This is a genomic window from Candidatus Megaera polyxenophila (assembly GCF_029982035.1).
Taxonomy (GTDB): domain Bacteria; phylum Pseudomonadota; class Alphaproteobacteria; order Rickettsiales; family Rickettsiaceae; genus Megaera; species Megaera polyxenophila.
Window position 1 is genome coordinate 569966 of record NZ_CP104166.1, and the last position, 22515, is coordinate 592480.

General features: G+C 34.8%; 25 protein-coding genes and 3 tRNA genes. 15 read left to right on the forward strand and 13 right to left on the reverse strand.

All coding sequences use genetic code 11. The features are described 5' to 3' along the window. Nucleotides 1-31 precede the first annotated feature (31 nt). Nucleotides 32-415 carry a hypothetical protein gene (locus N3Z16_RS02985; protein WP_282485819.1) on the forward strand — a complete coding sequence of 128 codons (384 nt, stop codon included), beginning with the start codon at nt 32-34 and terminating at the stop codon, nt 413-415. A 10-nt stretch (nt 416-425) separates the two neighbouring features. Here N3Z16_RS02985 and N3Z16_RS02990 read toward each other — a convergent pair whose 3' ends face one another. From N3Z16_RS02990 to ftsA, 4 genes are all read right to left on the reverse strand, one after another. Continuing rightward, complete coding sequence (locus N3Z16_RS02990; protein ID WP_282485820.1) at nt 426-830, reverse strand: hypothetical protein; 405 nt, start codon at nt 828-830, stop codon at nt 426-428. Between the two features lie 228 nt (nt 831-1058). After that, the gene (locus N3Z16_RS02995; protein ID WP_282486682.1) at nt 1059-2246 is read right to left on the reverse strand and encodes a glycosyltransferase; all 1188 of its coding nucleotides are present in this window, start codon (nt 2244-2246) and stop codon (nt 1059-1061) included. Next, nucleotides 2231-3181 (reverse strand): hypothetical protein, encoded by a 951-nt coding sequence (locus N3Z16_RS03000; RefSeq protein WP_282486683.1) that lies wholly within the window; start codon nt 3179-3181, stop codon nt 2231-2233. Before N3Z16_RS03000 ends, N3Z16_RS02995 begins: the two co-directional genes overlap by 16 nt. Continuing rightward, nucleotides 3160-4398 carry a cell division protein FtsA gene (gene ftsA, locus N3Z16_RS03005; RefSeq protein ID WP_282486684.1) on the reverse strand — a complete coding sequence of 413 codons (1239 nt, stop codon included), beginning with the start codon at nt 4396-4398 and terminating at the stop codon, nt 3160-3162. Before ftsA ends, N3Z16_RS03000 begins: the two co-directional genes overlap by 22 nt. Nucleotides 4399-4616: 218 nt before the next feature. Here ftsA and N3Z16_RS03010 point away from each other — a divergent pair. Further along, nucleotides 4617-4706: transfer RNA gene (locus N3Z16_RS03010), tRNA-Ser, on the forward strand. 367 nt (nt 4707-5073) lie between these two features. Next, nucleotides 5074-5457 (forward strand): hypothetical protein, encoded by a 384-nt coding sequence (locus N3Z16_RS03015; protein WP_282485819.1) that lies wholly within the window; start codon nt 5074-5076, stop codon nt 5455-5457. A gap of 10 nt (nt 5458-5467) precedes the next feature. On the opposite strand, the gene N3Z16_RS03020 is transcribed toward N3Z16_RS03015, so the two are convergent. From N3Z16_RS03020 to ubiE, 3 genes are all read right to left on the reverse strand, one after another. Beyond that, entirely contained in the window at nt 5468-5872 is a 405-nt protein-coding gene (locus N3Z16_RS03020; RefSeq protein ID WP_282485820.1) for a hypothetical protein, read from the reverse strand. Nucleotides 5873-6330: 458 nt separating this feature from the next. Then, a complete protein-coding gene (ubiB, locus tag N3Z16_RS03025; protein WP_282486685.1) occupies nt 6331-7722 on the reverse strand; it encodes a 2-polyprenylphenol 6-hydroxylase in 1392 nt (463 codons plus the stop codon). Beyond that, nucleotides 7719-8495 carry a bifunctional demethylmenaquinone methyltransferase/2-methoxy-6-polyprenyl-1,4-benzoquinol methylase UbiE gene (gene ubiE / locus N3Z16_RS03030; RefSeq protein WP_282486686.1) on the reverse strand — a complete coding sequence of 259 codons (777 nt, stop codon included), beginning with the start codon at nt 8493-8495 and terminating at the stop codon, nt 7719-7721. The genes ubiB and ubiE overlap by 4 nt, the downstream gene beginning before the upstream one ends. A gap of 69 nt (nt 8496-8564) precedes the next feature. Here ubiE and mutM point away from each other — a divergent pair, with 69 nt between their 5' ends. Then, nucleotides 8565-9389, forward strand: coding sequence for a bifunctional DNA-formamidopyrimidine glycosylase/DNA-(apurinic or apyrimidinic site) lyase (gene mutM / locus N3Z16_RS03035; protein ID WP_282486687.1), 825 nt, complete (start codon nt 8565-8567; stop codon nt 9387-9389). A 25-nt stretch (nt 9390-9414) separates the two neighbouring features. Next, entirely contained in the window at nt 9415-10203 is a 789-nt protein-coding gene (gene xth / locus N3Z16_RS03040) for an exodeoxyribonuclease III (protein ID WP_282486946.1), read from the forward strand. Nucleotides 10204-10365: 162 nt separating this feature from the next. On the opposite strand, the gene N3Z16_RS03045 is transcribed toward xth, so the two are convergent. The 4 genes from N3Z16_RS03045 to ftsZ all read right to left on the reverse strand — a co-directional run bounded on the left by N3Z16_RS03045 (nt 10366) and on the right by ftsZ (nt 13266). Continuing rightward, nucleotides 10366-10812: a hypothetical protein gene (locus tag N3Z16_RS03045; protein ID WP_282486688.1), complete on the reverse strand. Its 447-nt coding sequence runs from the start codon at nt 10810-10812 to the stop codon at nt 10366-10368. A gap of 178 nt (nt 10813-10990) precedes the next feature. Further along, nucleotides 10991-11248, reverse strand: a complete 258-nt coding sequence (locus N3Z16_RS03050; RefSeq protein WP_282486689.1) for a hypothetical protein — start codon at nt 11246-11248, stop codon at nt 10991-10993. Then, on the reverse strand, nt 11218-11439 hold the full coding sequence (locus N3Z16_RS03055; RefSeq protein ID WP_282486690.1) for a hypothetical protein: 222 nt from the start codon (nt 11437-11439) through the stop codon (nt 11218-11220). The genes N3Z16_RS03050 and N3Z16_RS03055 overlap by 31 nt, the downstream gene beginning before the upstream one ends. A 381-nt stretch (nt 11440-11820) precedes the next feature. After that, on the reverse strand, nt 11821-13266 hold the full coding sequence (gene ftsZ, locus N3Z16_RS03060; RefSeq protein WP_282486691.1) for a cell division protein FtsZ: 1446 nt from the start codon (nt 13264-13266) through the stop codon (nt 11821-11823). Nucleotides 13267-13623: 357 nt separating this feature from the next. Here ftsZ and N3Z16_RS03065 point away from each other — a divergent pair, with 357 nt between their 5' ends. After that, nucleotides 13624-14334, forward strand: a complete 711-nt coding sequence (locus tag N3Z16_RS03065) for an SURF1 family protein (protein ID WP_223939487.1) — start codon at nt 13624-13626, stop codon at nt 14332-14334. On the opposite strand, the gene N3Z16_RS03070 is transcribed toward N3Z16_RS03065, so the two are convergent. After that, complete coding sequence (locus N3Z16_RS03070; protein WP_282486692.1) at nt 14331-16007, reverse strand: ribonuclease J; 1677 nt, start codon at nt 16005-16007, stop codon at nt 14331-14333. The genes N3Z16_RS03065 and N3Z16_RS03070 overlap by 4 nt on opposite strands. A 332-nt stretch (nt 16008-16339) precedes the next feature. On the opposite strand from N3Z16_RS03070, the gene N3Z16_RS10840 reads away from it, so the two are divergent. The 4 genes from N3Z16_RS10840 to N3Z16_RS03090 all read left to right on the forward strand — a co-directional run bounded on the left by N3Z16_RS10840 (nt 16340) and on the right by N3Z16_RS03090 (nt 18964). Further along, nucleotides 16340-16750: a phosphatase PAP2 family protein gene (locus N3Z16_RS10840; RefSeq protein ID WP_341850336.1), complete on the forward strand. Its 411-nt coding sequence runs from the start codon at nt 16340-16342 to the stop codon at nt 16748-16750. Beyond that, on the forward strand, nt 16717-17499 hold the full coding sequence (locus N3Z16_RS03080) for an NAD kinase (protein WP_282486694.1): 783 nt from the start codon (nt 16717-16719) through the stop codon (nt 17497-17499). Before N3Z16_RS10840 ends, N3Z16_RS03080 begins: the two co-directional genes overlap by 34 nt. 3 nt (nt 17500-17502) lie before the next feature. After that, the gene (locus N3Z16_RS03085; protein WP_282486948.1) at nt 17503-18036 is read left to right on the forward strand and encodes a cytochrome c oxidase assembly protein; all 534 of its coding nucleotides are present in this window, start codon (nt 17503-17505) and stop codon (nt 18034-18036) included. Between the two features lie 109 nt (nt 18037-18145). Then, entirely contained in the window at nt 18146-18964 is an 819-nt protein-coding gene (locus tag N3Z16_RS03090) for a cytochrome c oxidase subunit 3 (RefSeq protein WP_282486696.1), read from the forward strand. Between the two features lie 78 nt (nt 18965-19042). On the opposite strand, the gene rlmB is transcribed toward N3Z16_RS03090, so the two are convergent. After that, nucleotides 19043-19783, reverse strand: coding sequence for a 23S rRNA (guanosine(2251)-2'-O)-methyltransferase RlmB (gene rlmB, locus N3Z16_RS03095; RefSeq protein ID WP_223939482.1), 741 nt, complete (start codon nt 19781-19783; stop codon nt 19043-19045). A 190-nt stretch (nt 19784-19973) separates the two neighbouring features. Here rlmB and N3Z16_RS03100 point away from each other — a divergent pair. The 5 genes from N3Z16_RS03100 to rplC all read left to right on the forward strand — a co-directional run bounded on the left by N3Z16_RS03100 (nt 19974) and on the right by rplC (nt 22502). Continuing rightward, a tRNA-Tyr gene (locus tag N3Z16_RS03100) sits at nt 19974-20059 on the forward strand. A gap of 45 nt (nt 20060-20104) precedes the next feature. Then, nucleotides 20105-20178 (forward strand) — tRNA-Gly (locus tag N3Z16_RS03105). A gap of 80 nt (nt 20179-20258) precedes the next feature. Further along, the gene (gene tuf / locus N3Z16_RS03110; RefSeq protein ID WP_282486697.1) at nt 20259-21437 is read left to right on the forward strand and encodes an elongation factor Tu; all 1179 of its coding nucleotides are present in this window, start codon (nt 20259-20261) and stop codon (nt 21435-21437) included. Between the two features lie 100 nt (nt 21438-21537). Continuing rightward, nucleotides 21538-21855: a 30S ribosomal protein S10 gene (gene rpsJ, locus N3Z16_RS03115; RefSeq protein ID WP_223939480.1), complete on the forward strand. Its 318-nt coding sequence runs from the start codon at nt 21538-21540 to the stop codon at nt 21853-21855. Nucleotides 21856-21857: 2 nt separating this feature from the next. Continuing rightward, a complete protein-coding gene (gene rplC, locus N3Z16_RS03120; RefSeq protein WP_282486698.1) occupies nt 21858-22502 on the forward strand; it encodes a 50S ribosomal protein L3 in 645 nt (214 codons plus the stop codon). Nucleotides 22503-22515 lie beyond the last annotated feature (13 nt).

Consider the following 22515-nt stretch of genomic DNA (forward strand, 5'->3'; position numbering starts at 1 on the left):
TTCATTAATTTTATTTAAGTAACCAAATAGAATGAGCAGAATTAGACGATACAACAAGCTTCCTACTGTTTTGAGAGAAGATGAATTTAACGAATTTGTCTTACCGCATCTTAAAAAAGGCACACGTGGTCCAAGTAAAAAGATATCATTTTTCAAATTATTTAATTACATTCTTAAACTCATGCATACTGGTTGCCAATGGGAACAGATACCAATAGACAAAAATAAAGACGGCATGCCAGAAATTCACTATACTAATATCTATAATGCTTTTAAGTTCTGGGTTAAGCACGGATGCTTTGATAAGATTTTCGAAGCTTCGGTGGCAAGGTTATTTAAAGCTGGAATGCTTGATACTGATATATTACATGGTGATGGTACTTGTACTTCTGCTAAAAAAGGGGTGACAACTTAGGGTATAATGGTCATAAACACACTAAAGGAGACAAGGTTGTACCGTTTTGTGATAGAAACTGCAATGTTATTGCGCCTTTTGTTACTGCTCCGGGTAATAGGAATGAAGGAATCCTGCTTACTCCTGCAATATCAAACTTAAAAAAGATTGTAAAACTAATAGGTATAGATCTCAAGGAAAGTACCATGAGCTTAGATGGTGTATATAATTCACGTAAAAATCGTAAAGCAATTTTTAATCTTGGCATGACTCCTAATATGCCAGAGAATAAAAGGAGTCGCAAGAAATCTAAGCGAGGAAGAAAGCAAACTTTTTGCCGGAAAATCTTTAAAGAAAGGTTTAGAACGATAGAGAGAATATTTGCCTGGGAAGATAAATTCAAACGGTTGTTACTGAGATTTGAATTCCACAGCATAAACCATTATGCTCTGAAAACTATAGCCTACAGCATGGTTAACCTGCGGCATTTTTGTGGATAACGGCTAAGCATGGATTAAACAAGGTGCGGATGAAGCTAAAGGGAGAATACTGCCCAAATTGCCAAAAATTAAGCAATTTGATTATAAAATCATCAAAAATTCCAATACAAAAGCTGCAGTTCCAAAATCTTATCGACGAGAATAAAAACCCACCCGTTTTTAAACTATGAAACCAGCAATGAGTTCGGTGCTTCTTCTAATGTTTTAGAGTCTATTATGTGTACCTTATAACCTTTAGAGTATAATCTGATTCCCAGATCTGCATCCTCAGTAACGTTATAAGCGTCCCAATAACCTATTTTCTTTAGAACTGATACTTTAAAATGATTACTTGTCCCGCCAAGAGTAATTGGTAAACCATATAAATCAAGCCCTTTTAGCAAATATTCAAACCAAAGTGTATATTCCATACTAAAAAATCTTGTTAATAGATTTTCTCCCGAATTATAAAAATTTAACCTGGCTTGCACACAGGCATATTCTTCAGGTAATTGTTTGAAAGCATGAAGAGCTTTCAGAAGCTGATCTGAATCCGGCTTGTCTTCTGCATCATAGATACAAAGGTAATCTCCTTTTATATAGGCTGTTGCATAATTCATTGCTTTAGGTTTTGTTCTAGGCAACGAAAATGGTACTTTAATTACATGTATATATCTCGGTAAATCTATAATCGACAATGCTTTAATTGTTTCCTTATCGTCGGCTTCAATAATGAATTTTACGTCTAGTTTTGATTTAGGGTAATCTAAATTATCAATAGCTCTTATTATAGATCTTAATTTCCTGACTTCCTTGTACAAAGGGACAAAAATAGTATAAATCGGGATTTTCCCTTCGTGTTTCTTGAAAGTAGGGAGCGGAGGGTTTAAATTTTTTGCAATAGAACGTTTGAATAACAGCATCTTAAAAAAATTTTGTGCCAAATAAATAGCGTTATTAGCAAAATGGAATAGATTGGAGAAAAATAGTAAGCTTATGGTAAATAACAATAAAAAACCGGTGATCATTTTTTTGTAATCAACAGTTTTTGTACTAACATCTTTAGAAACCAGCGATAAATAATGCTGGGATTTGTGCGTAATTAATTGGCTAAAACTTTGTTCTAAGATTGAGAATAAATCTTTTTCTGTAACAGAATAAAATTTTATTATATTGTTATACCTTCTTTTGATATATGAAATAGTTGAAGGCTTAACAAGGACACAACTTAATTCATTACTATCATTATAAAAAACAAAGTATCCCTTGCGGTAGTAATCGTTTATATTTTCAAAATTTATTGCAATAATTTTATCCTTCGATTGAGGTATTACTTCTATATTCTGATTATTGTAATCTAAAGAGTTATACATAGGGAAAGCAACGGTCCAGATACTTGAAATGTTTTGTTATGAAGGTTTTGTTTCCAGTAATATCCTATTTGGGTAGTAAACATATGGCGACCGGATTTGCTTACAAATTCCTTTGCAAGAGATATTTGTTCGTATATCAAATTTCTATATCCTCTGTTACCTCTATCAGAAAAACTGTATTCAACATAATTACTCAAAATTAGGTTTTTAATTAGTTCTCCTCCTTGAAGACAACTGATTTTTTTTATAATTGTATCTTTATAACTGCAATTAAAAGTTTTTCCAATAATGAACCCTATTTCCGAAAAATGTCTTTTACCGGTTTTTGATGTGGTAGCATAACCTACGTAAGAGCCAAGGCTAGAATGCAATTTTTTACCATGTATTTTATTCGTGCTATAAAGGCATTCAGGAGTTAGTAAAATTCTCCAGTTTTCGTTTTTATATAATAAATATTTGTAATAAAAACCTACCTCTTTAGTAATATTTCTTCTCGAATGGTATTCTTGCTTTTCTTCCTTTGCTCCATACTTATAGTACTTATCGTTTTCCGAGTGAAATTTTATTTTTAACCCGATACTTTGGTTGGAACTACAACCGTATTCAATTTCATTACTTAAAAAAGAATCATCATTAAATATATCGTAATTATTGTAAAAATCTTCAAGTGCAACTAGCCGTTCCTTCTCATAGTCCGTTAGTTGATCCTGTTCTAGTAGATAATTAATCTCATTAGTAATTTCGCTAAGCTCTTCATTCCTTTTATCTTGAGTATCTTCTGTTTCTTCATCAATAAACAAAAAACTAGAGATAAACTTGTATTCTCCTTCGTTTGGAAGCCAGGATATTGCTTGAGATATATGAGAAAGAAGAATCACAATAAAAAGGGTTAGTATTTTTAACGGATATAGCTTTATACATTTTCCTTGAACCATAAAAATATTTTTTTAGCCCATCCCAGCTCTTCTTGCTCGCCAGATTTAAAGGAATTTTTTTTATATTTCAAGGCTTTTGATTTAATCATGCCTATTGCAGTGGAATATATTGCGACATTATTAACATTTTCAGCAAAAGTAGGTACGTTCTCGAGTTTAACTATCCTTACCTGCTTGTGAAATATTTCGGCTACTAAATTTTTCATTCCTTGTAGCCCAGAACCGCCGCCGGTAAGAATAATACGCTTTGCGATTAGATGGTCCATCCCTATATTGTCATATTCTTTTTTTAGTAGGACTAGTATTTCTTCTACTCTAGGTCTAATAATCTCAGCCAATTTAGATACCGGAATTGTCAAATTGACGTTATAGCTATTCTCTGGTTCAAAATCACCTATTCTAATAGATTCGTCTTTATTAAAAAGCTCCGGCCTTACATCTCCGTACAAAATTTTTAGCTTTTCTGCAGTATGCATCGATATAGATAAACATTTAGCGATATCAGAGGTTATATGATGGCTACCAATTGGTACACTCCCTACATATAATACCTTTCCTTCAAAAAACACCCCAAAACTACTGATATGACTTCCCATATTAATTATAATGGACCCTGTTTCTTTTTCCTCATCAGAAAGGCTGGCGAGACCATCAGCGTAAATCGAAAGTACTATATCTCCAACTTCTATATGGCATCTAGCAAAGCAATTGGTTAAATTCTTGAGCATTAAAGAATTTGCTGTAATAACATGTATTTGGCAACTCAATTCCCTGGCATACATGCCGTTTGGATTATCTACAACTTTATCTTTATCTAGAGTAAATTCTATTGGAAAATAATGGATTACTTCTTGATCTTTTAGAGAGAAATCCGCTAACGCTTTCTGAATTAATTTTTTTATATCCTGCTTATTAATTGGCTGACTCCCAAGTTTGAGCGTGTGGTTAATGTAATAAGACTTAAAACCGCTAGATAACGAAATAGTAACTTCGTTTATACTTTTGTTGCATTCTTTCTCAAGCGAATAAATAGCGGCAATAATACTATTTTCTGCAGCTTCTAAATTTACGACCGTACTTGCCTTGAACCCCCCAGAATATTGCAAGACTTGGGCGATGATAGTACTTTCCCCTGTTTTATTTATGTTTGTAGCGATAGCTGCCACTTTATTGCTGCCTATATCAAAAACAACATAATTTGCTGATTTTCCTTTCATGCTTACTTTTTAACCAGTTTTGCCCATTGTATTACTTGCCATTCTGCTAATTAATATAAATTTATATTAATTAATCCAATTTACAGAATTGGCTGAAAGCCACACTATAGCAGATATATATATTTCAATCATACTATTTTTATTTAAGGGTATTAATAATTTTTATCTTGAAATAGTAGTAGTTTTCTGTTATCAACTTTAACTACTTTCAAGTATAAGGACAGGTGTCCGAGTGGTTTAAGGATCCGGTCTTGAAAACCGGCGTGCGGTTCTCCGTACCGTGAGTTCGAATCTCACCCTGTCCGCCACACTATTATCCGATTAAATCTACCTCAATCAAAAAGATTCTTGAAGAGGCTAGTTATTAGAGCTATATGTAATCATATAGTATCCAAGAAGATATTATTAAATTCATAAAAGTTAGAGACGTTGTTAGGAGTCCTATTGTTTTTATCAATTTTTCTCTATCTCGATTTACAAATACGACAGAACCGTTGATCCAATTTACTAGCTATTTTTGTAACAAGGCCAATATTTATTAAATCAATATGATGAGTAGTTGAAGAACTCATTGCGGGTTTGAATTTTTACGAAATAAAACCATTATAGCCTTGTATTTAAAAGGTTTGTAGATATATTGAGTATTCATTAATTTTATTTAAGTAACCAAATAGAATGAGCAGAATTAGACGATACAACAAGCTTCCTACTGTTTTGAGAGAAGATGAATTTAACGAATTTGTCTTACCGCATCTTAAAAAAGGCACACGTGGTCCAAGTAAAAAGATATCATTTTTCAAATTATTTAATTACATTCTTAAACTCATGCATACTGGTTGCCAATGGGAACAGATACCAATAGACAAAAATAAAGACGGCATGCCAGAAATTCACTATACTAATATCTATAATGCTTTTAAGTTCTGGGTTAAGCACGGATGCTTTGATAAGATTTTCGAAGCTTCGGTGGCAAGGTTATTTAAAGCTGGAATGCTTGATACTGATATATTACATGGTGATGGTACTTGTACTTCTGCTAAAAAAGGGGTGACAACTTAGGGTATAATGGTCATAAACACACTAAAGGAGACAAGGTTGTACCGTTTTGTGATAGAAACTGCAATGTTATTGCGCCTTTTGTTACTGCTCCGGGTAATAGGAATGAAGGAATCCTGCTTACTCCTGCAATATCAAACTTAAAAAAGATTGTAAAACTAATAGGTATAGATCTCAAGGAAAGTACCATGAGCTTAGATGGTGTATATAATTCACGTAAAAATCGTAAAGCAATTTTTAATCTTGGCATGACTCCTAATATGCCAGAGAATAAAAGGAGTCGCAAGAAATCTAAGCGAGGAAGAAAGCAAACTTTTTGCCGGAAAATCTTTAAAGAAAGGTTTAGAACGATAGAGAGAATATTTGCCTGGGAAGATAAATTCAAACGGTTGTTACTGAGATTTGAATTCCACAGCATAAACCATTATGCTCTGAAAACTATAGCCTACAGCATGGTTAACCTGCGGCATTTTTGTGGATAACGGCTAAGCATGGATTAAACAAGGTGCGGATGAAGCTAAAGGGAGAATACTGCCCAAATTGCCAAAAATTAAGCAATTTGATTATAAAATCATCAAAAATTCCAATACAAAAGCTGCAGTTCCAAAATCTTATCGACGAGAATAAAAACCCACCCGTTTTTAAACTATGAAACCAGCAATGAGTTCATAGATATATCAAGAGATTTAAGATCGATAATTGGTATTTTATTATTCCCGATGATTGAATCTATTACTTTTCTTGTTTCGCCAAATGTTCTGGAACTGCCGAGTATAATTATAGGGTTTGTCATGATTTTCGAGGATGAATATTCTGCTATTATGATAATTATTTAAATGAAATAGTATTTACTTAACAAGTGAAGGGAAAATTTTCCTATAAATCCTCGGCAATCCTATTTATGAATTTTTTAGCTATCCTAAGTAATTTTGCTTCCGGAGTCAAATTTTTTGCCGCCCATTTTTTTATCCACGGTTCGGCTAGTTGCCACATATTAATCTCCGGATCTAGGCTTTGTCCTATACCCTCTACGACCACAACCGTTTTCTGGAGGAGTAAAAGTTGAGGTTGTGTTTCCATGCCAAATTCTTCGGTGATTTTGAATAATTGAGCTAAAAGGTTTCCTATCGAAATATTTTTAATCTGTTTACCGATAATCGGTTCGGCTATTGCCCGACACCTTTGAGCAAAAAGCTCTAAATTCGTATTTTTAGGTATATAGCTTATCCTATGATGAACACTTGCGACAAGTTTATAATCTCGTTTCAAAAAAGCGTATAATATTTCGGCAATAGCTAGCCTATCATCTTCTGACAAGATACCTATAATACCGAAATCTATAAGTGCTATCGCACCGTTTTTCTTTACAAGAATATTTCCAGGGTGTAAATCAGCGTGGAAAAACCCATCTCTATAGGCCTGGTTGAAAAAGATAACTGCAATTTTAGCGGCAATATCATCAGGATTTAATTTGTTTTTAATTAGCTTTTCCCTGTTATAAATTGATATACCGTTGATCCATTCTAAAGTTATTATTTCCTCTGAAGTTAATTCCCAGTAAATTTTTGGTATACAAATGCTCTTGTCTAAAGCGAAATTATCAGCAAGCCTAGAAGCAGCTGCGGCTTCCATAAGGAGGTTTAACTCGCAATTCATTGATTCTCGGAAAACTGCTATTACCTCCCGTGGTTTGAGTCGTTGTGAGTTTCTAACAAATCTTGCGGTAAAATCGGCAATAAATTCTAAAAATATAATATCGTTATTATATGTTTTAGTAATATCCGGTCTTAAGATTTTAACTGCCACTTTTTCGCCTGTTACTAGTACTGCTTTGTGAACTTGAGCGATAGAAGCTGCAGCAACTGGAATATCATTAAAGCTAGAAAATATTTCAGATATTTTAGTGCCGAAAGTTTCTTCTATCTTGTTTTTTGCAATTTTGGAATCAAAGGGACGGAGCTTATCCTGAAGAGATTTTAAGTGATGGGCTACATCCCGCCCAATTAAGTCCGGCCTGGTTGAAAGAGTTTGGCCGAATTTAATATAAATTGGACCTAGATCCTTGAAGAAATTTGCTAACCTTATTCCAAAGGCTTGTTTTGGTCTTATGAAAAATCTTTTAGGATATATTATCAGGCATACTACTCCTGCTAGGAATCTTATTCTTCGAGGTATTTTTATTTTTTCCGGACAAGTAAGGATTTGATATTTGCTTATCTTATGTAAAAATAAAACGAGGTTAGCGATATTCTTAATGCAATTGATCATATCTTATAGCCATAATGGATAGCAGCAATTCCGAGCGTTAAATTTTTATAATTTACATCCATAAACCCGGCGTTTTGAATTTTTGTTTTGAAATCTTCCTGGTTAGGAAACATACTTATACTTTCGCTTAAATATTGATACGCTTCCTTGTTATTAACCACGTATTTTCCTATATGGGGAATAACATTAAAGGAATAAAAATCATATAGTGGTTTCATTAATTCATTCTGCACTTGTGAAAATTCCAAGCATAAGAATTTACCGGTGGGTTTTAATACTCTATATGCTTCTTTTAAAGTATCTTCAATTGATAACATGTTTCTGATGCCAAAAGCTATAGTATAATAATCGAAGCTATTATCGGCAAATGGTAATTTTTCTGCATTGCCTACTACTAAATCGATACCATGCAAAATATTTTTATTTATGGCCTTATCCTTGCAAACTTTTAGCATTTCTTGGTTAATATCACAAATAACAATATAAGGATTTTGATTCAGTTCTTTCCCTCTTGCTTTAATTCTAAATGCTATATCACCAGTACCACCTGCAACATCTATTATATTGCTATCTAGATTTGGGATCATTTTGCAAAAAACATCTTTCCAAAGACGATGGATACCAAAACTCATTAGATCATTCATTAAATCGTATTTACCGGCTACGTCAGAAAATACCTCATCTACTAGCAGGCGTTTCTGCTTGGCAGTAACTTTCTGGAAGCCAAAATTTACTGCGTCCTTATTATTAGGAGTTTTTTTGTTCTTGTTCATGATTATTGACCGAATATAAATTAATAGTATAAGTTATAGCTTATCAACTAATATCAGCATATTAAATAAATGCCGGAATTGCCAGAAGTAGAAACATTAAAGCGATCCTTAAAAAATCATATTATGGGTAATAAAATCACCTCTTTTATGCAATTTCGAAAATCATTGAGATATGAATTAGATCCTAATTTAGCAGCTAAAACTATAAATTCTTTTATTACGAATGTATATAGAATTGCTAAATATTTGGCCCTAGAACTTAACAATAATAATTCTATAATATTTCACCTCGGGATGACGGGCAGGTTAACATTAAGAAAAGGCGATTATAGTTTTCAGAAACATGATCATGTAGCTTTTTTTCTTGATGACGGTAACCTTCTTGTGTTTAATGATGCAAGGCGTTTTGGTATGGTATATGTTGCTGCTACCGATGAGTTAAACTCTGAGAAATATTTTAAAAATATCGGGTTAGAGCCGTTATCTGCAGAATTTAATGCAGAATATTTGGCAAGCTATTTTAAAAATAGAAAAGCGCCAATAAAATCAGTGATTATGGATAATAAAATTCTGGTAGGAGTAGGAAACATTTATGCCTCAGAGAGTTTATTTTTGAGTAGAATAAACCCGTTAAAACCGGCTCAAAATCTAACAAAAAGCGAAATTTTGGAATTAACCCAGTCAATTATTTTGGTTTTAAATCAGGCAATACAAGAAGGTGGCACAACACTGCGGGATTTTGTAAATGGTGATAATAAACCGGGATATTTTAAGCAAAAACTAAATGTTTATGATCGCAAAAATTTAGATTGCTATTCTTGCACGACGAAAATAGTTCGAATAGTACAAAGTGGAAGAGCAACCTATTTTTGCCCTACTTGCCAGAAGATATAAAACCTCTTTAATACGAAAAAGCATTATGAAACTTAAAATAGCAACCTGGAATATAAACTCAATTAATATACGAATAAATGATCTAATTGATTTTATAGGCCAGCATAATCCTGACGTTATATGCCTGCAGGAACTAAAATGTGAAACTAGTAAATTTCCTTATGAGTTACTATCTCACTTGCCTTATAATTTATATATTAATGGTCAGAAATCCTATAACGGGGTAGCTATTCTCTCAAAAATTCCGGCTGATGAAGTTAAAACCGATTTTTCGGGTAATTTACTCTCCGATCAGGCAAGATTTATTGAAATCTGCTTTAACAGTTTTATGGGTTTTACTAGGGTAATATCTTTATATGCCCCAAATGGCGGAGGAGAGGTCGGCAGCGATAAATTTCAAATGAAGTTAAAATTTTATGACCAATTCATTAATTATATAAATAGCTTAGTATCTTATGATGAAAAATTATTTATTGGAGCAGACTATAACATTGCGCCTTTTGATATTGATGTTTACGACCCAGATAATTTACAGGATACCACCTGCTTTACAATTGTAGAAAAAGCTAGGATGCGGAAGATGCTGAATTCTGGTTTTGTGGATAATTTTAGAATTATCCACCCGGAAAAAAAGGAATTTTCCTGGTGGGATTATAGGGCAGGAGCTTTTGAGCAAAATAAAGGGATGCGAATAGATTCAATTCTCTCCAGTTCCAATGCTTTACCTTTTCTAAAAGATTGTTTTATAGATTACCAGACAAGAACGCAAAGCAAACCATCGGATCATGCCCCTGTTATAGCTATTTATGAATAAAGAAATAGTGGCGTAAAGATAAAAGGTAGATTTTTGTTTAAAATTGGTATGTATAATATACAAACTATACCATCTTCGGAGTCATGAAAAATAATATTTTAACTCAAATTTATTCCTTGACTCCTAAGATTAGTATTAAAACCTCACTTTATGCTTTTCAGCTTATGGGAGGAAATGCAGGGAAGAAGCATCGGGGCAAATTTCAATCACCTCATCATAAGCACCAATTAAGTTTACTACATCGGTAGGTACTGTGTCTGATACTATTTCCTTTAATGCTTCATCGACTGTAAACGATTTCTCGTGTTCTAATTCAGCTATTTTCTGCGTGAATGCAGGTGTCTCGGAATGATCGATAGCAAGTTTATCTATACCTACTTCTCTTACCATAGCATCTACGAATTCTATACTTTCACCTTCTGAGATGCTAGTTGCAGTCATGTTTAGCTCTTTCACACCTGTATCTTTTAAAGCTTCTGCAAGTTCTGATACATAGCCTCTGATTAAATTACCACCTAAATCTAACTTTGTTATACCTTCATCTTTCAAATTAGCTGCTCTCACGAATTCAGCTGCATGCTCAGGAACTGCAAACATAATTTTTTTCATAATTTAACCTCTGTTAATTTTTAAAGTTAATAATAATTAATATACAGTTAATATATATTAATATATTTAAAAAGTCAAGAGATAAATTTGAGGTAAATAGGATATTATTTTTCATAGCCCTGAAGATGCTATAGCTCCTTATTGTGGGTACTAATTTAAAAGCCAGGCTGAGTTAAAACTATTTTACAAGTAACCACTTATCTTCCTCATAATCAAACTTTAATAAATAAATATTACCATCCCTGCATTTAGTTACGTAACTTTCGGTTTCGCTGGTGTATTTAGGCCCTTCCGTTATTCTATCACAAACTGCTCCTTTATTTTGGAGGAATTGTGCAAAACCTAGTTTTTCAAGCTGGTAAACGTAATCATTAGTGTAAAAATGGTGTTTTATCAGCTGTGGTTTTATATTTTTATTGTTGAGCTTAAGAGGCATTTGCTTTTTTCCTGGGAAGATAAAGCATAGCATTGCAGGTAATCAAGGCGGGTTTGTGTATCTGTAAATTCAGCATCAATAAGTGCTTGTTCTTTTTCTTCCTCCCATTTTTCGATTTCGCCTTTTCCGCAGGAAGATAGAATGCCAGAAGAAAGGATTACTGATAGGGCTGTGATCTGGATTTTTTTCATAATGATAACTCCTTTAAACTTAAAAAATGAAATTAAGTTCGACCACCAAAAGAAACTTGGTTATTGGTGATCGGGGGAGTTAAGAAAACTGCGCATATACAGCCATAATAACCTTTAGGCCTTGAGATTAAACTCAAGACCTTGGACATAGTTATTATCTCCCCGATCAAATCGAGGATTATATCATTTAGGTTGATAAAACCATATGCGGTGAGGTTTCTTAAGCCCCGGAAAGGTTTTACCCGTTCCGGCAGTGATTCTAACCGAATTTATAATAAGGGTCAATCCAAATACCTAAGGTTAATATTATAATTCCTGCTTACCTATTGTTTGGAATTATTTGAACACCAAAATTTAAAACCTTTTAGGTAAATCCCGTCTCTATTTTTTTCTTAAGAACGCTGGAATATCCTGAATATCAGAACTGTTCCTGGATATGCTGGGTAATGAGTGCTCTTTTTTATCGTCAGGACTTGTATGTGCCCTTGTTGATTTTGATTCATCATTTGATTCAGCACTTTTTAAGGAGTTCCACATACGTTTTAGCAGGGATGGCTTATGGGTGACAACAGTTTGCTCTTTATAAGGAGGTGAAACAGCAACTGTTTGTTGTTCTTTCGGAGCTTCCTGCTCGGATTCAAGGTCTATTTGAGCTGATAGTTTTGCTATTTTTTCCTGTAAATCGGCTTCTTGGCTATTAAACTCAATATGACTTTCGTTCTCATTTTTGCTTTCATATTCCGGTATTTCTTCTACCTCGGTAGAGAATTCTTGGTGATATAAACTGTTTTCTATTTCTTCAATATGTTTGGTTTCTGGAGTTAATTCTTGCCTTGCGTTGCGCATGGTATTAATTGATTCTGAATCTATACCTGTAGCAACTACTGATACCCTTATGATACCTTGTAAATCAGGGTTAAAAGTAGAACCGAAAATGATATTTGCATCGCTATCTCCGACCTCTTCTCTTATTCTGTTTGCAGCACTATCAACTTCATATAAGGTCATGTCTTTACCACCGGTAATATTTATCAGGACACCTTTAGCCCCGGACATTGAAGTGTGATCAAGTAACGGGTTGGCAATAGCAGCTTCGGCAGCCTTTATAGCTCTTTCTTCTCCGGAAGCTTCCCCAGTTCCCATCATCGCTTTGCCCATTTCGCTCATCACGGTTTTGATATCGGCAAAATCCAGATTAATAAGTCCTGGCATGATTATCAGATCTGTCACACTTCTAACCCCTGAATGCAGTACTTCATCAGCCATTTTGAAAGCATCGGCAAAAGTAGTGTCCTCATTAGCAATGCGGAATAAATTCTGATTTGGTATGACAATTAAAGTATCAACATACTGTTGTAGTTCTTTTAAGCCGTTTTCGGCAGCTTTCATTCTCCTTCCACCTTCAAATAGGAACGGTTTGGTCACCACGCCGACCGTTAGGATTCCAAGTTCTTTTGCCATCCTTGCTATTTCCGGTGAGGCTCCAGTACCTGTGCCGCCTCCCATACCTGCGGTAATAAAGACCATATTACTACCTTCTAAATAGGCTCTTATTTCATTTTCAGATTCAATAGCAGATTGTTTTCCTATATCAGGAGATGCTCCGGCTCCAAGGCCTTTGGTAGCAGAAGCTCCTAGCTGGATTTTATTAACACATTCGGAATGGCTTAATGCTTGTGCATCTGTGTTGGCGACTACAAAATTAGCTCCCTGCAGATTAGCTCTAATCATGTTATTAACGGCATTCCCGCCTGCGCCCCCTACGCCAAGGACTGTAATAATCGGTTTTAAAATAACATTTTCAGGTGCTTTGAATTCTAAAGCCATATATTGAACCTAACTTCTTAATTTATTAATATAAAAAACAATAACTCATCTATCTGCTGACCACCCCTCTTCCAAAGCAAATACCTATATAAGAGCCAGTTTAAGCCTTTGTAAACAGTTATTCCAGCAAAGTTTAAAATTGGGATTTGGCATTAACTAATTTAGTCTAACGTATAATATATGAGATTTCTGGGGGCATCAATGCTAAATAGCATTTTTATAAATAATTTTTATAGATAATTTTAAATTATTAATTATTTTAAACTAGCAATATTGTAAAGTTATTTTTTTTAAAAACTAGACAAATAAAGGCTTTCCCGATACCATCTAATCCATCTGTCTATATATTAAATCTGTATGAAAAGTTTTTTTATCTTTAATCAAAAATTCGAAACAGTACCTTTTTTGGTTGTGTTCTTATCTATATTAGCGTTAATCGGCCTTGGGAATTGGCAGTTAAAACGGCTTAAAGAAAAAGAAAATTTTATCGCAAAAATTGAGCTTAATATAAAAAATTCTCCCGTTGGAATGGTTGATCTTAAGACTGCGCCAGAACTTTATGCTAAAATAAAAGTACAAGGCCATTTCTTAGATGGTGAAAATATATTTTTATATGGTAGAAGGTCAGCCTATCCAGAAAAAGATGGTTATTATCTTTTATCGCCGTTTAAGGATAAGCTAGGGAATGTTTATTTAGTATCGAGAGCTTGGATACCCCAAAGTGTTAAAGGGAGTATTAGCTCTTTTAAATCAAAGAGTGAAGAAACCATTACTGCTTTCGTGATGCCTGGAGAAGAAAAGAGAATTTTTATACCGGATAATGATGAAAAAAATAATATATGGTTTACCCTAGATTTACAGGAGGCTAGCCAAAAATTGGGTATTACTAAAAAAGATTTCTATTTAATGCAGGTAAACAGCACGAACCTACCAGATGGAGCTTTTCCTTTAACTTCTACTTATTTAAATGTAATTAGAAATGATCACTTGGAGTATGCAATCACCTGGTATAGCTTAGCGGGATTCTTAAGTATAATTTACTTTCTGTATAATAAAAAGCAGAGTTAATCAATTTCGCCGATATTGACTATAATTATCGGCGATTTATTAATCTCATGCTTTAATATCCGCCTAATTGCTGACTTGGCGCATTCCTGTATTTCGTCGATTAATAATCTTCCCTTAGATTGCTTCCTTTGTTTATGCAATGTTTCTGCCACTTCCCGGGTAATAGAATTTAAAAAGTCCTCATCATCTTTTGGGTCAAGGAGGCCAGGCATTACTATTAAAGGTTTTGTTACAAGTTCTGCTTTCCCATTAACTATTATCGATGCGACCACAATACCGGAATCGCGAATTCTGCGTCGCATTTTAAAAATTGGGGAAGAATCAGGGAGTAAATAATCTCCATCAACTGCCAAATACCCATTTTCTACAATATCTATTATTTTAGGATCTTTCTCGTCGAGTAAGACAACGCTCCCATTCTCCACTTCAACTGTTTTCTTTATTCCGCTAGCTTTAGCTAATTTTACATGTTCGTGGATGTGAACAGGTTCACCGTGTACTGGAATGCAAATTTTAGGCCTAATCAGCTCGTACATTTTCTTTAATTCTTCAATAGCTGGATGCCCTGATACGTGAACAAAGTGGTCTCTTTCGGTAATTACTTCAACCCCCATCCTGACAAAAGTGTTAAACATTCTGAAAATCTTTTTGTCGTTGCCGGGAATAATTTTCGAAGAAAATATAACCGTATCCTTTGGAGCTAATTTTACCGAGGGATGGACTCTATTAGCCATTTTAGCGGTTGCTGCCATTGGCTCACCTTGACAACCGGTTGCTATAATTAACAGTTCTTCTCTTTTATAATTTCCTATAGACCTTTCATCTATCAAGGGAGCGATATCATTTAAATATCCGCTTTCTTGAGCCGCAGCAAGCATCCTGTGCAAGCTTCTTCCGGTAAGAGCAATTTTTCTTCCGGCTTTTTGACCTGCATGAATTAAAGTATCTAACCTTGCAAGGTTAGAAGCAAAAGTTGTAACGACCACCATCTTTGGGCAGCCAGCAATAATATCTATAAGGCTTTTTCTAACATCTCCTTCTGAGCCTGAGATACCTGAATTGAAAACGTTAGTTGAATCGCAGACTAAGGCTAAAACCCCTTCATCTCCACATTTTTTTAATATATCAAAATCTGACAGTTTACCTACTACAGGGTCGGGATCAAATTTCCAATCGCCAGTGTGCATAATGTTGCCGGCAGCAGTTCTGATCATTAAGGCTTGCATCTCAGGAGCTGAATGGGTTAAAGGCACCATTTCGACTGAAAAAGGGCCTAGGTCAAATTTATCTCCGGCTTTTACCTCATTTATTTTAATATCATTAGCAAAAGCATATTCTGATATTTTCGTTTTTAAAAAGTTTTTGGTAAACTTAGTCGTATATATAGGGCATTCTAGGCTATTCCATAAATACTGTATAGCTCCGAGGTGATCTTCGTGTGCGTGAGTAAGAACCAAACCAAGTAGGTCTTTTTTATGCTTTTCAATAAATTTTAAATCTGCTACTACCATATCTACACCCGGTAGATATTCGTCTGCAAAACCACTACCACAATCTACCATTATCCATTTTCCCTGGAAATGATATAAATTAACATTAATACCTATTTCATTTGCTCCGCCGAGTGGAACAAATAATAATTTATCTTTATAAGTTTTTGGGTTGAATGACATTTATTTTTCTATATTATTGTGTTTTCCTGTGTTAATTATATAAACTATTAATGATGTTTAGTCTATGGATAAATAATTACCTTGTTAATATAAGCCTAATAATTACTGCTTTTCTTACGCTTTTACTTATTGCATTTCCTGAATTAGATATTTCTTTTTCTCAGCTCTTTTTTTTTGAGGAAAATGGGTTTATATATAAGGAAAACTTTTTAGTTTATCAGATCCACGCACTATTGCCTTCGTTGACTAAATTATTTAGCTTAATTTGTCTGATATACCTTGTATACATTGCTATTAAACACAGGTCTTATAAAAGAGTTCTTAGATCTGGGGTGTTTTTTTTGGTTATTGCTGCTGCGATTTCTCCTGGTTTTGTGGTAAATGAAGTGTTTAAAGAAAATTTTGGTAGAGCAAGGCCACGTCATATAGAGGAATTTAATGGAAAAAGAGAATTTACTAAGGCATTTACAATAAGCGACCAATGTGAACGTAATTGCTCTTTTTCTTCAGGTCATGCTGCTATGGGATATTTTTTAACTGCAATTGCTTATACTACAAATTTACTGTACTTTAATAGAATTTATCTTACCGGAATTGTTTTTGGTAGTTTAGTGGGGCTCTCAAGGATCGTAATGGGAGGACATTTTTTAAGCGATGTATTGGCCTCGGCTTTTGTAGTACTGTTTCTTGATCATGTAATATTTATTTTATGGCAAATGCTCATCAGAAATTTAAAAAAATAGCAATTATTCATCAGCCTATACCAGAGTCAGTACAAATAGCTGAGCAATTGCGTAAATATTTTTCACCTGTAAACCCCGAAAATGCTGATTTGATAATAGTAATTGGTGGGGATGGAAGCCTTTTACATGCTCTGCATAATTATATGGGCTTAAATATACCATTTTACGGCATTAACTCCGGTAGCGTCGGGTTTTTAATGAATAATTTTCATATCGAGAATTTCCCAAGTAATATTCAGCAAGCAAAATCTACAAATTTATATCCTTTAAAAATGAAGGCAATTAATACCAAAGGCCAAGAATTTGAAGCTTTAGCGCTTAATGAAGTCTCAATTTTTAGGCAGACTAATCAGGCAGCAAAATTTCGGATCAAAGTTGATGATATTGAAAGAATTGAAGAATTAATAGCAGATGGAGCTTTGGTTTCTACGCCGGCGGGCAGTAGTGCCTATAACCTTTCTGCTGGAGGTACTATAGTTCCTTTAGGATCGAATGTTTTATGTCTAACGCCAATTTCTCCTTTTAGACCTCGGCGCTGGCACGGAGCGATATTACCAGCAGAGGTTGTTATAGAATTCGAGATTTTTGAGAGCGATAAGAGGCCGGTGAGTGCGGTGGCAGATTTTAATGAATTTACTCATGTTGAAAGGGTAATAATTAGATCATCCAAAGCTAAAGCCATCAAGCTTTTATTCGATCAGAATCATACTTTTGAAGATAGAGTAATAAAAGAACAATTCAGTTATTGATCTATCATGCAGCAACAAAATATAAAACTAGCTTTATCTATAGTGCTATTGCTAATGAGCATGCTGATCCTCTCTTTTGCTTCTGTTCCTATATATAGTTTATTTTGTAAAGCCACAGGATTTGGCGGTACTACTACCCGCCAGGAGTCATTTCTAAAGCCGCAAAAAGGTATAAGAAAAATTATAGTAGAATTTGATGCTAATGTTGATAAGGACCTTCCTTGGAGATTTGTTCCCAAACATCGACGGGCACAAGTAACTACGGGAGAAACTGCTTTGATTTTTTATGAATCGGAAAATTTGAGTAATAATGATATCATAGGTACTTCTGTATATAACGTAACGCCTGACAAAGCCGGTAAATATTTTGTTAAAGTCCATTGTTTCTGTTTTGAGGAACAGCTATTAAAAGCTGGACAGAAAATGCTTATGCCGGTTTCGTTTTATATTAGTGCGGACTTGGATAAAGATCCAGATATGGACGATGTTGACAGGATTACCTTATCTTATAGTTTCTTTAAGGTTAGGGATTTATAAAAGAAAAATTTTCTAGACATAATAAGATAGCGGGATAATATAATAGACAGGGTTATAGAATTTTGTAATTCGTCGACCCCTTTGATAATTTAGAAGTTTCGGGTAAAAAATGTCGGCAAAACAACAACATCCTTTTCATCTAGTAGAACTAAGCCCTTGGCCTATTTTGACTGCTTTTTCTCTTTTATTTGTTACGCTTGGAGTTGTATTTTTAATGCATGGCCACTCTATGGCTGAGTATTTTAGTATTTTTGGCGGTGGGGCAGTCATTTTTTGCTCTTATCATTGGTGGAAGGATGTTATAAAAGAAGGCAGGGTAGGGCATCACCATACAGAGAAAGTAAGAATGGGATTAAGAATAGGCATGGCCCTTTTCATACTTTCAGAAGCCATGTTTTTTTTCGGGTTTTTCTTTTCTTTTTTTCTAGCACGTTTTTTTCCAGCTGGAATATTAGAAGGCTTATGGGTAACCGGGGAAGGGCTATGGCCTCCAAAAGGAATACAAACTTTTGACCCTTGGGATATCCCGTTTATGAATACCCTTATTTTATTGCTTTCTGGTACTACCGTTACTTGGGCTCACTATGCTATTACTCAAAATGATCAGCGTAACTCAGTAATGGCCTTAGGTATTACTGTATTGCTTGGAATTGCTTTTACTGCTTTTCAAGCTTATGAATATCATCATGCTGCATTTAAGTTAACTGACGGTATATATGCTGCCAACTTTTATTTAGCTACTGGGTTTCATGGTTTGCATGTAATAATCGGCACGATATTCTTAACAGTATGTTATTTTAGGGCAAAAAACGGGCATTTTATAGGAGGAAACGGGCATTTAGGGTTTGAATTTGCTGCCTGGTACTGGCATTTTGTCGATGTAGTATGGTTATTTCTATTTGTATTTGTCTATGTACTTGGCAGATAATAAATTGTTTTCTGGCTTCTAACTTTACAAAACTACTGAGGTTTTCGAGATACCGCAGCTTTTTTATAAGTTTTCTGTTTATATTGTCCTTAATGCATAAAAAATAATTGATGCAGCATTAGATGCGTTGAGGCTTTCTACTTTACTTGAAATAGGTATTCTAATTAAAAAATCGCACGATTCGTTTGTTAAGCGTCTCATTCCTTTTGCTTCTGAGCCAATTATGATAGCTATCTTGTTAAATTCACTTAAAGAGTCTAAGTTGTTATCTTTACCTTCCAAATCAAGGCCTACTATCCAAAACCCTTGTTTTTTTAATGTTTCAATAGCGGTTTTGATATTTGCAACTTTTGCTACCTGTACTAATTCAAGGCAGCCGGAAGCTGCTTTTGCAATAGTGGCACTTTCTGCAGGGGAATTGTGGGAAGGAAGAATTAATTTGGTTATGCCAAATGCAGCAGCACTTCTAATTATTGCTCCGATATTCTGAGGATCTGTTATTTGATCAAGAATAACTATTCTATCAATATCTTTAGAAAAATTCATTTGACTTAGGTTACTAAGAAATATCGGATGAATATAAGCAATTATTCCCTGATGCGGCTGTCCATGGCCAATTTTTTTATTGATAAAATCTGCTGAAACTATTTCAACGCTAAAATGATGAATTTGGTTTTTAAGTTCAAGAAATGTTTTCTCTAGGCAATAAATTTTTTCAATATGTCTATTTTTGTTGCTGATGGCAGCAAGTACTGCATGTTTTCCATACATATAGTATAAACCACCGTTATTGTAGGTTGATTTCCTGCTGCTTCTCATGGTTAAAAGATGCTTTTATTTAAAAATGTTCTTGACACAAAATACTATTTATTATAGAAACTATCAACCAAAAGATTTAGATTTAGTGTGCCTAAAGAATGGCATCCAAATCATAAGTTATTAAGTAAAAGATAAATTAATTGCTTGCGTTTAGCTTAGAGATGATCTATTTTGCTGTAAGCGTTAGAACGGAGGGGTGGCCGAGCGGTCAAAGGCAGCAGACTGTAAATCTGCCCGCGTATGCGTTCGAAGGTTCGAATCCTTCTCCCTCCACCATATAATCTACATTTTTTTTGTGGGTTGGTTGGGGAAAGTGTGTATGCGGGTGTAGCTCAATGGTAGAGCTCCAGCCTTCCAAGCTGGCCACGTGGGTTCGATTCCCATCACCCGCTCCATTTACTCGGATGATGTAGTTAAAAAAGTGTAATTAATTATTTGATGTTGATTTGTAATAAACTTTCAGGAGATTAAGGTTATGGCTAAACAAAAATTTGAAAGGAATAAACCGCACTGTAATATTGGTACCATCGGACACGTTGACCATGGAAAAACCTCTTTAACAGCTGCAATTACCAAAGTTCTTGCCAAAAAAGGACAGGCACAAGAAAAAAAATATGATGATATTGACGGAGCTCCGGAAGAAAGAGAAAGGGGCATTACCATTTCTACTGCGCACGTTGAATATGAGACAGATAAAAGACACTATGCGCACGTGGATTGTCCTGGTCACGCTGACTATGTTAAGAACATGATTACAGGTGCTGCGCAAATGGACGGTGCGATTCTTGTTGTCTCCGCAGCTGATGGTCCTATGCCGCAAACTAGAGAGCATATCCTACTTGCTTATCAAGTTGGTGTTCCTTCTCTTGTTGTTTTCTTAAATAAGGTTGACATGGTTGACGATCCAGAATTGATTGAACTTGTCGAGATGGAAATAAGAGAGCTTCTTACAGCTTATAAGTATCCAGGAGATGAAATACCGATAATAAAAGGTTCTGCGCTTCAAGTTCTAGAAGGTGGGGATTCTAAGTGTATAGATGAGTTAATGGAGGCGGTTGATTCTTATATTCCGCAGCCTGCTCGTGATATTGATAGGCCTTTCTTAATGCCGATTGAAGATGTATTTTCAATTTCTGGTCGTGGTACTGTTGTAACTGGAAGAATTGAGAAAGGAGTTGTTAAAGTTGGTGATGAGATAGAGATAGTTGGAATTAAAGCTACTGAAAAAACCACTTGTACTGGTGTTGAAATGTTTAGAAAGCTTCTTGATTCTGGTCAAGCTGGAGATAACGTTGGAGTTCTTCTTCGTGGCACAAAAAGAGAGGATGTAGTAAGAGGGCAGGTGCTTGCTAAACCTGGTTCAATTACTCCGCATACTGAATTTGAAGCGGAAATATATGTTCTAGCAAAAGATGAAGGTGGTCGTCATACTCCATTCTTTAAAAATTATCGTCCTCAGTTCTATTTTAGAACTACTGACGTTACTGGTGAAATCGAGTTACCTGCTGGTAAGGAAATGGTTATGCCTGGTGATAACACAAAAATTATTGTTAAGTTGATAGCTCCAGTTGCCATGGATGAAGGTTTGCGGTTTGCTATCCGTGAAGGTGGAAGAACGGTTGGTGCAGGTGTTGTATCAAAAATAATTAAATAAATTTGTTTTGAACTCAGTTTAAACTTCGTTTAAGCTGAGTTTTTAAATTATTAGTTTAACTCTGTGAGTTTTTGCTGGCTGTTTAAAATATAGGTTAATAATGAATAATCAAAAGATAAAAATTAGGCTTAAATCATTTGATCATCGATCCCTGGAGCATGCAACTAGAGAAATCGTTAGTGCTGTAAAAAGAACAGGAGCAGATGTTAGTGGTCCGATTCCTCTCCCGCGATCGATTGCGAGGTTTACTGTTAATAGATCTCCGCATATAGATAAAAAATCTCGGGAACAATTTGAAATTAGGACTCAAAAAAGGCTTGTGATTATTAATTATCCTACGCCTCAAACTGTTGAAGCTTTAAGAAAAGTGGACCTGCCAGCTGGTATTGATGTTGAAATTAAATTGGTGGGTGTGTAAAAATGAGAACAGGTTTAATCGCAAAAAAACTCGGCATGAGTTCAAAATTTACCGTAGAGGGTAAAAGGCTAACACTGACTTTCTTGCATATTGATAATTGTCAAGTAGTGGGTCAGAAAACTATTGATAGAGACGGTTATAATGCAGTTGTAATTGGGGCCGTATTAAAGAAGCCTTACAAGGTTTCTAAATCAATGAAGAAAGTATTTGCTAATGCTAAGGTAGAACCAAAAACTAAGTTAAAAGAGTTTAGGGTTTCTGAGAACCACATGCTTGATGTTGGTCTGGAATTAAAACCTACCCATTTTGAAATAGGGCAGTTTGTAGATGTCTCTGGTACTTCAATCGGAAAAGGTTTTGCTGGAGTTATGAAAAGACATAATTTTCGTGGATTGGAAGCGTCTCACGGCGTTTCAATTTCCCATCGTTCTCATGGTTCTACAGGACAATGTCAAGATCCGGGGAAGGTTTTTAAGGGTAAAAAAATGGCGGGTCACTTAGGTGATGTTAGAGTTACTGTGCAGAATCTAAAGGTGGTAGATTTAGATATTGAAAAAGGTTTAATGATTGTAAGTGGTAATGTACCTGGTTCTAAGGGCAGTTATATATATGTGAAAGATGCGGTTAAAAAGTCAGCGTCGAATTAGAGGGTTAATTAGG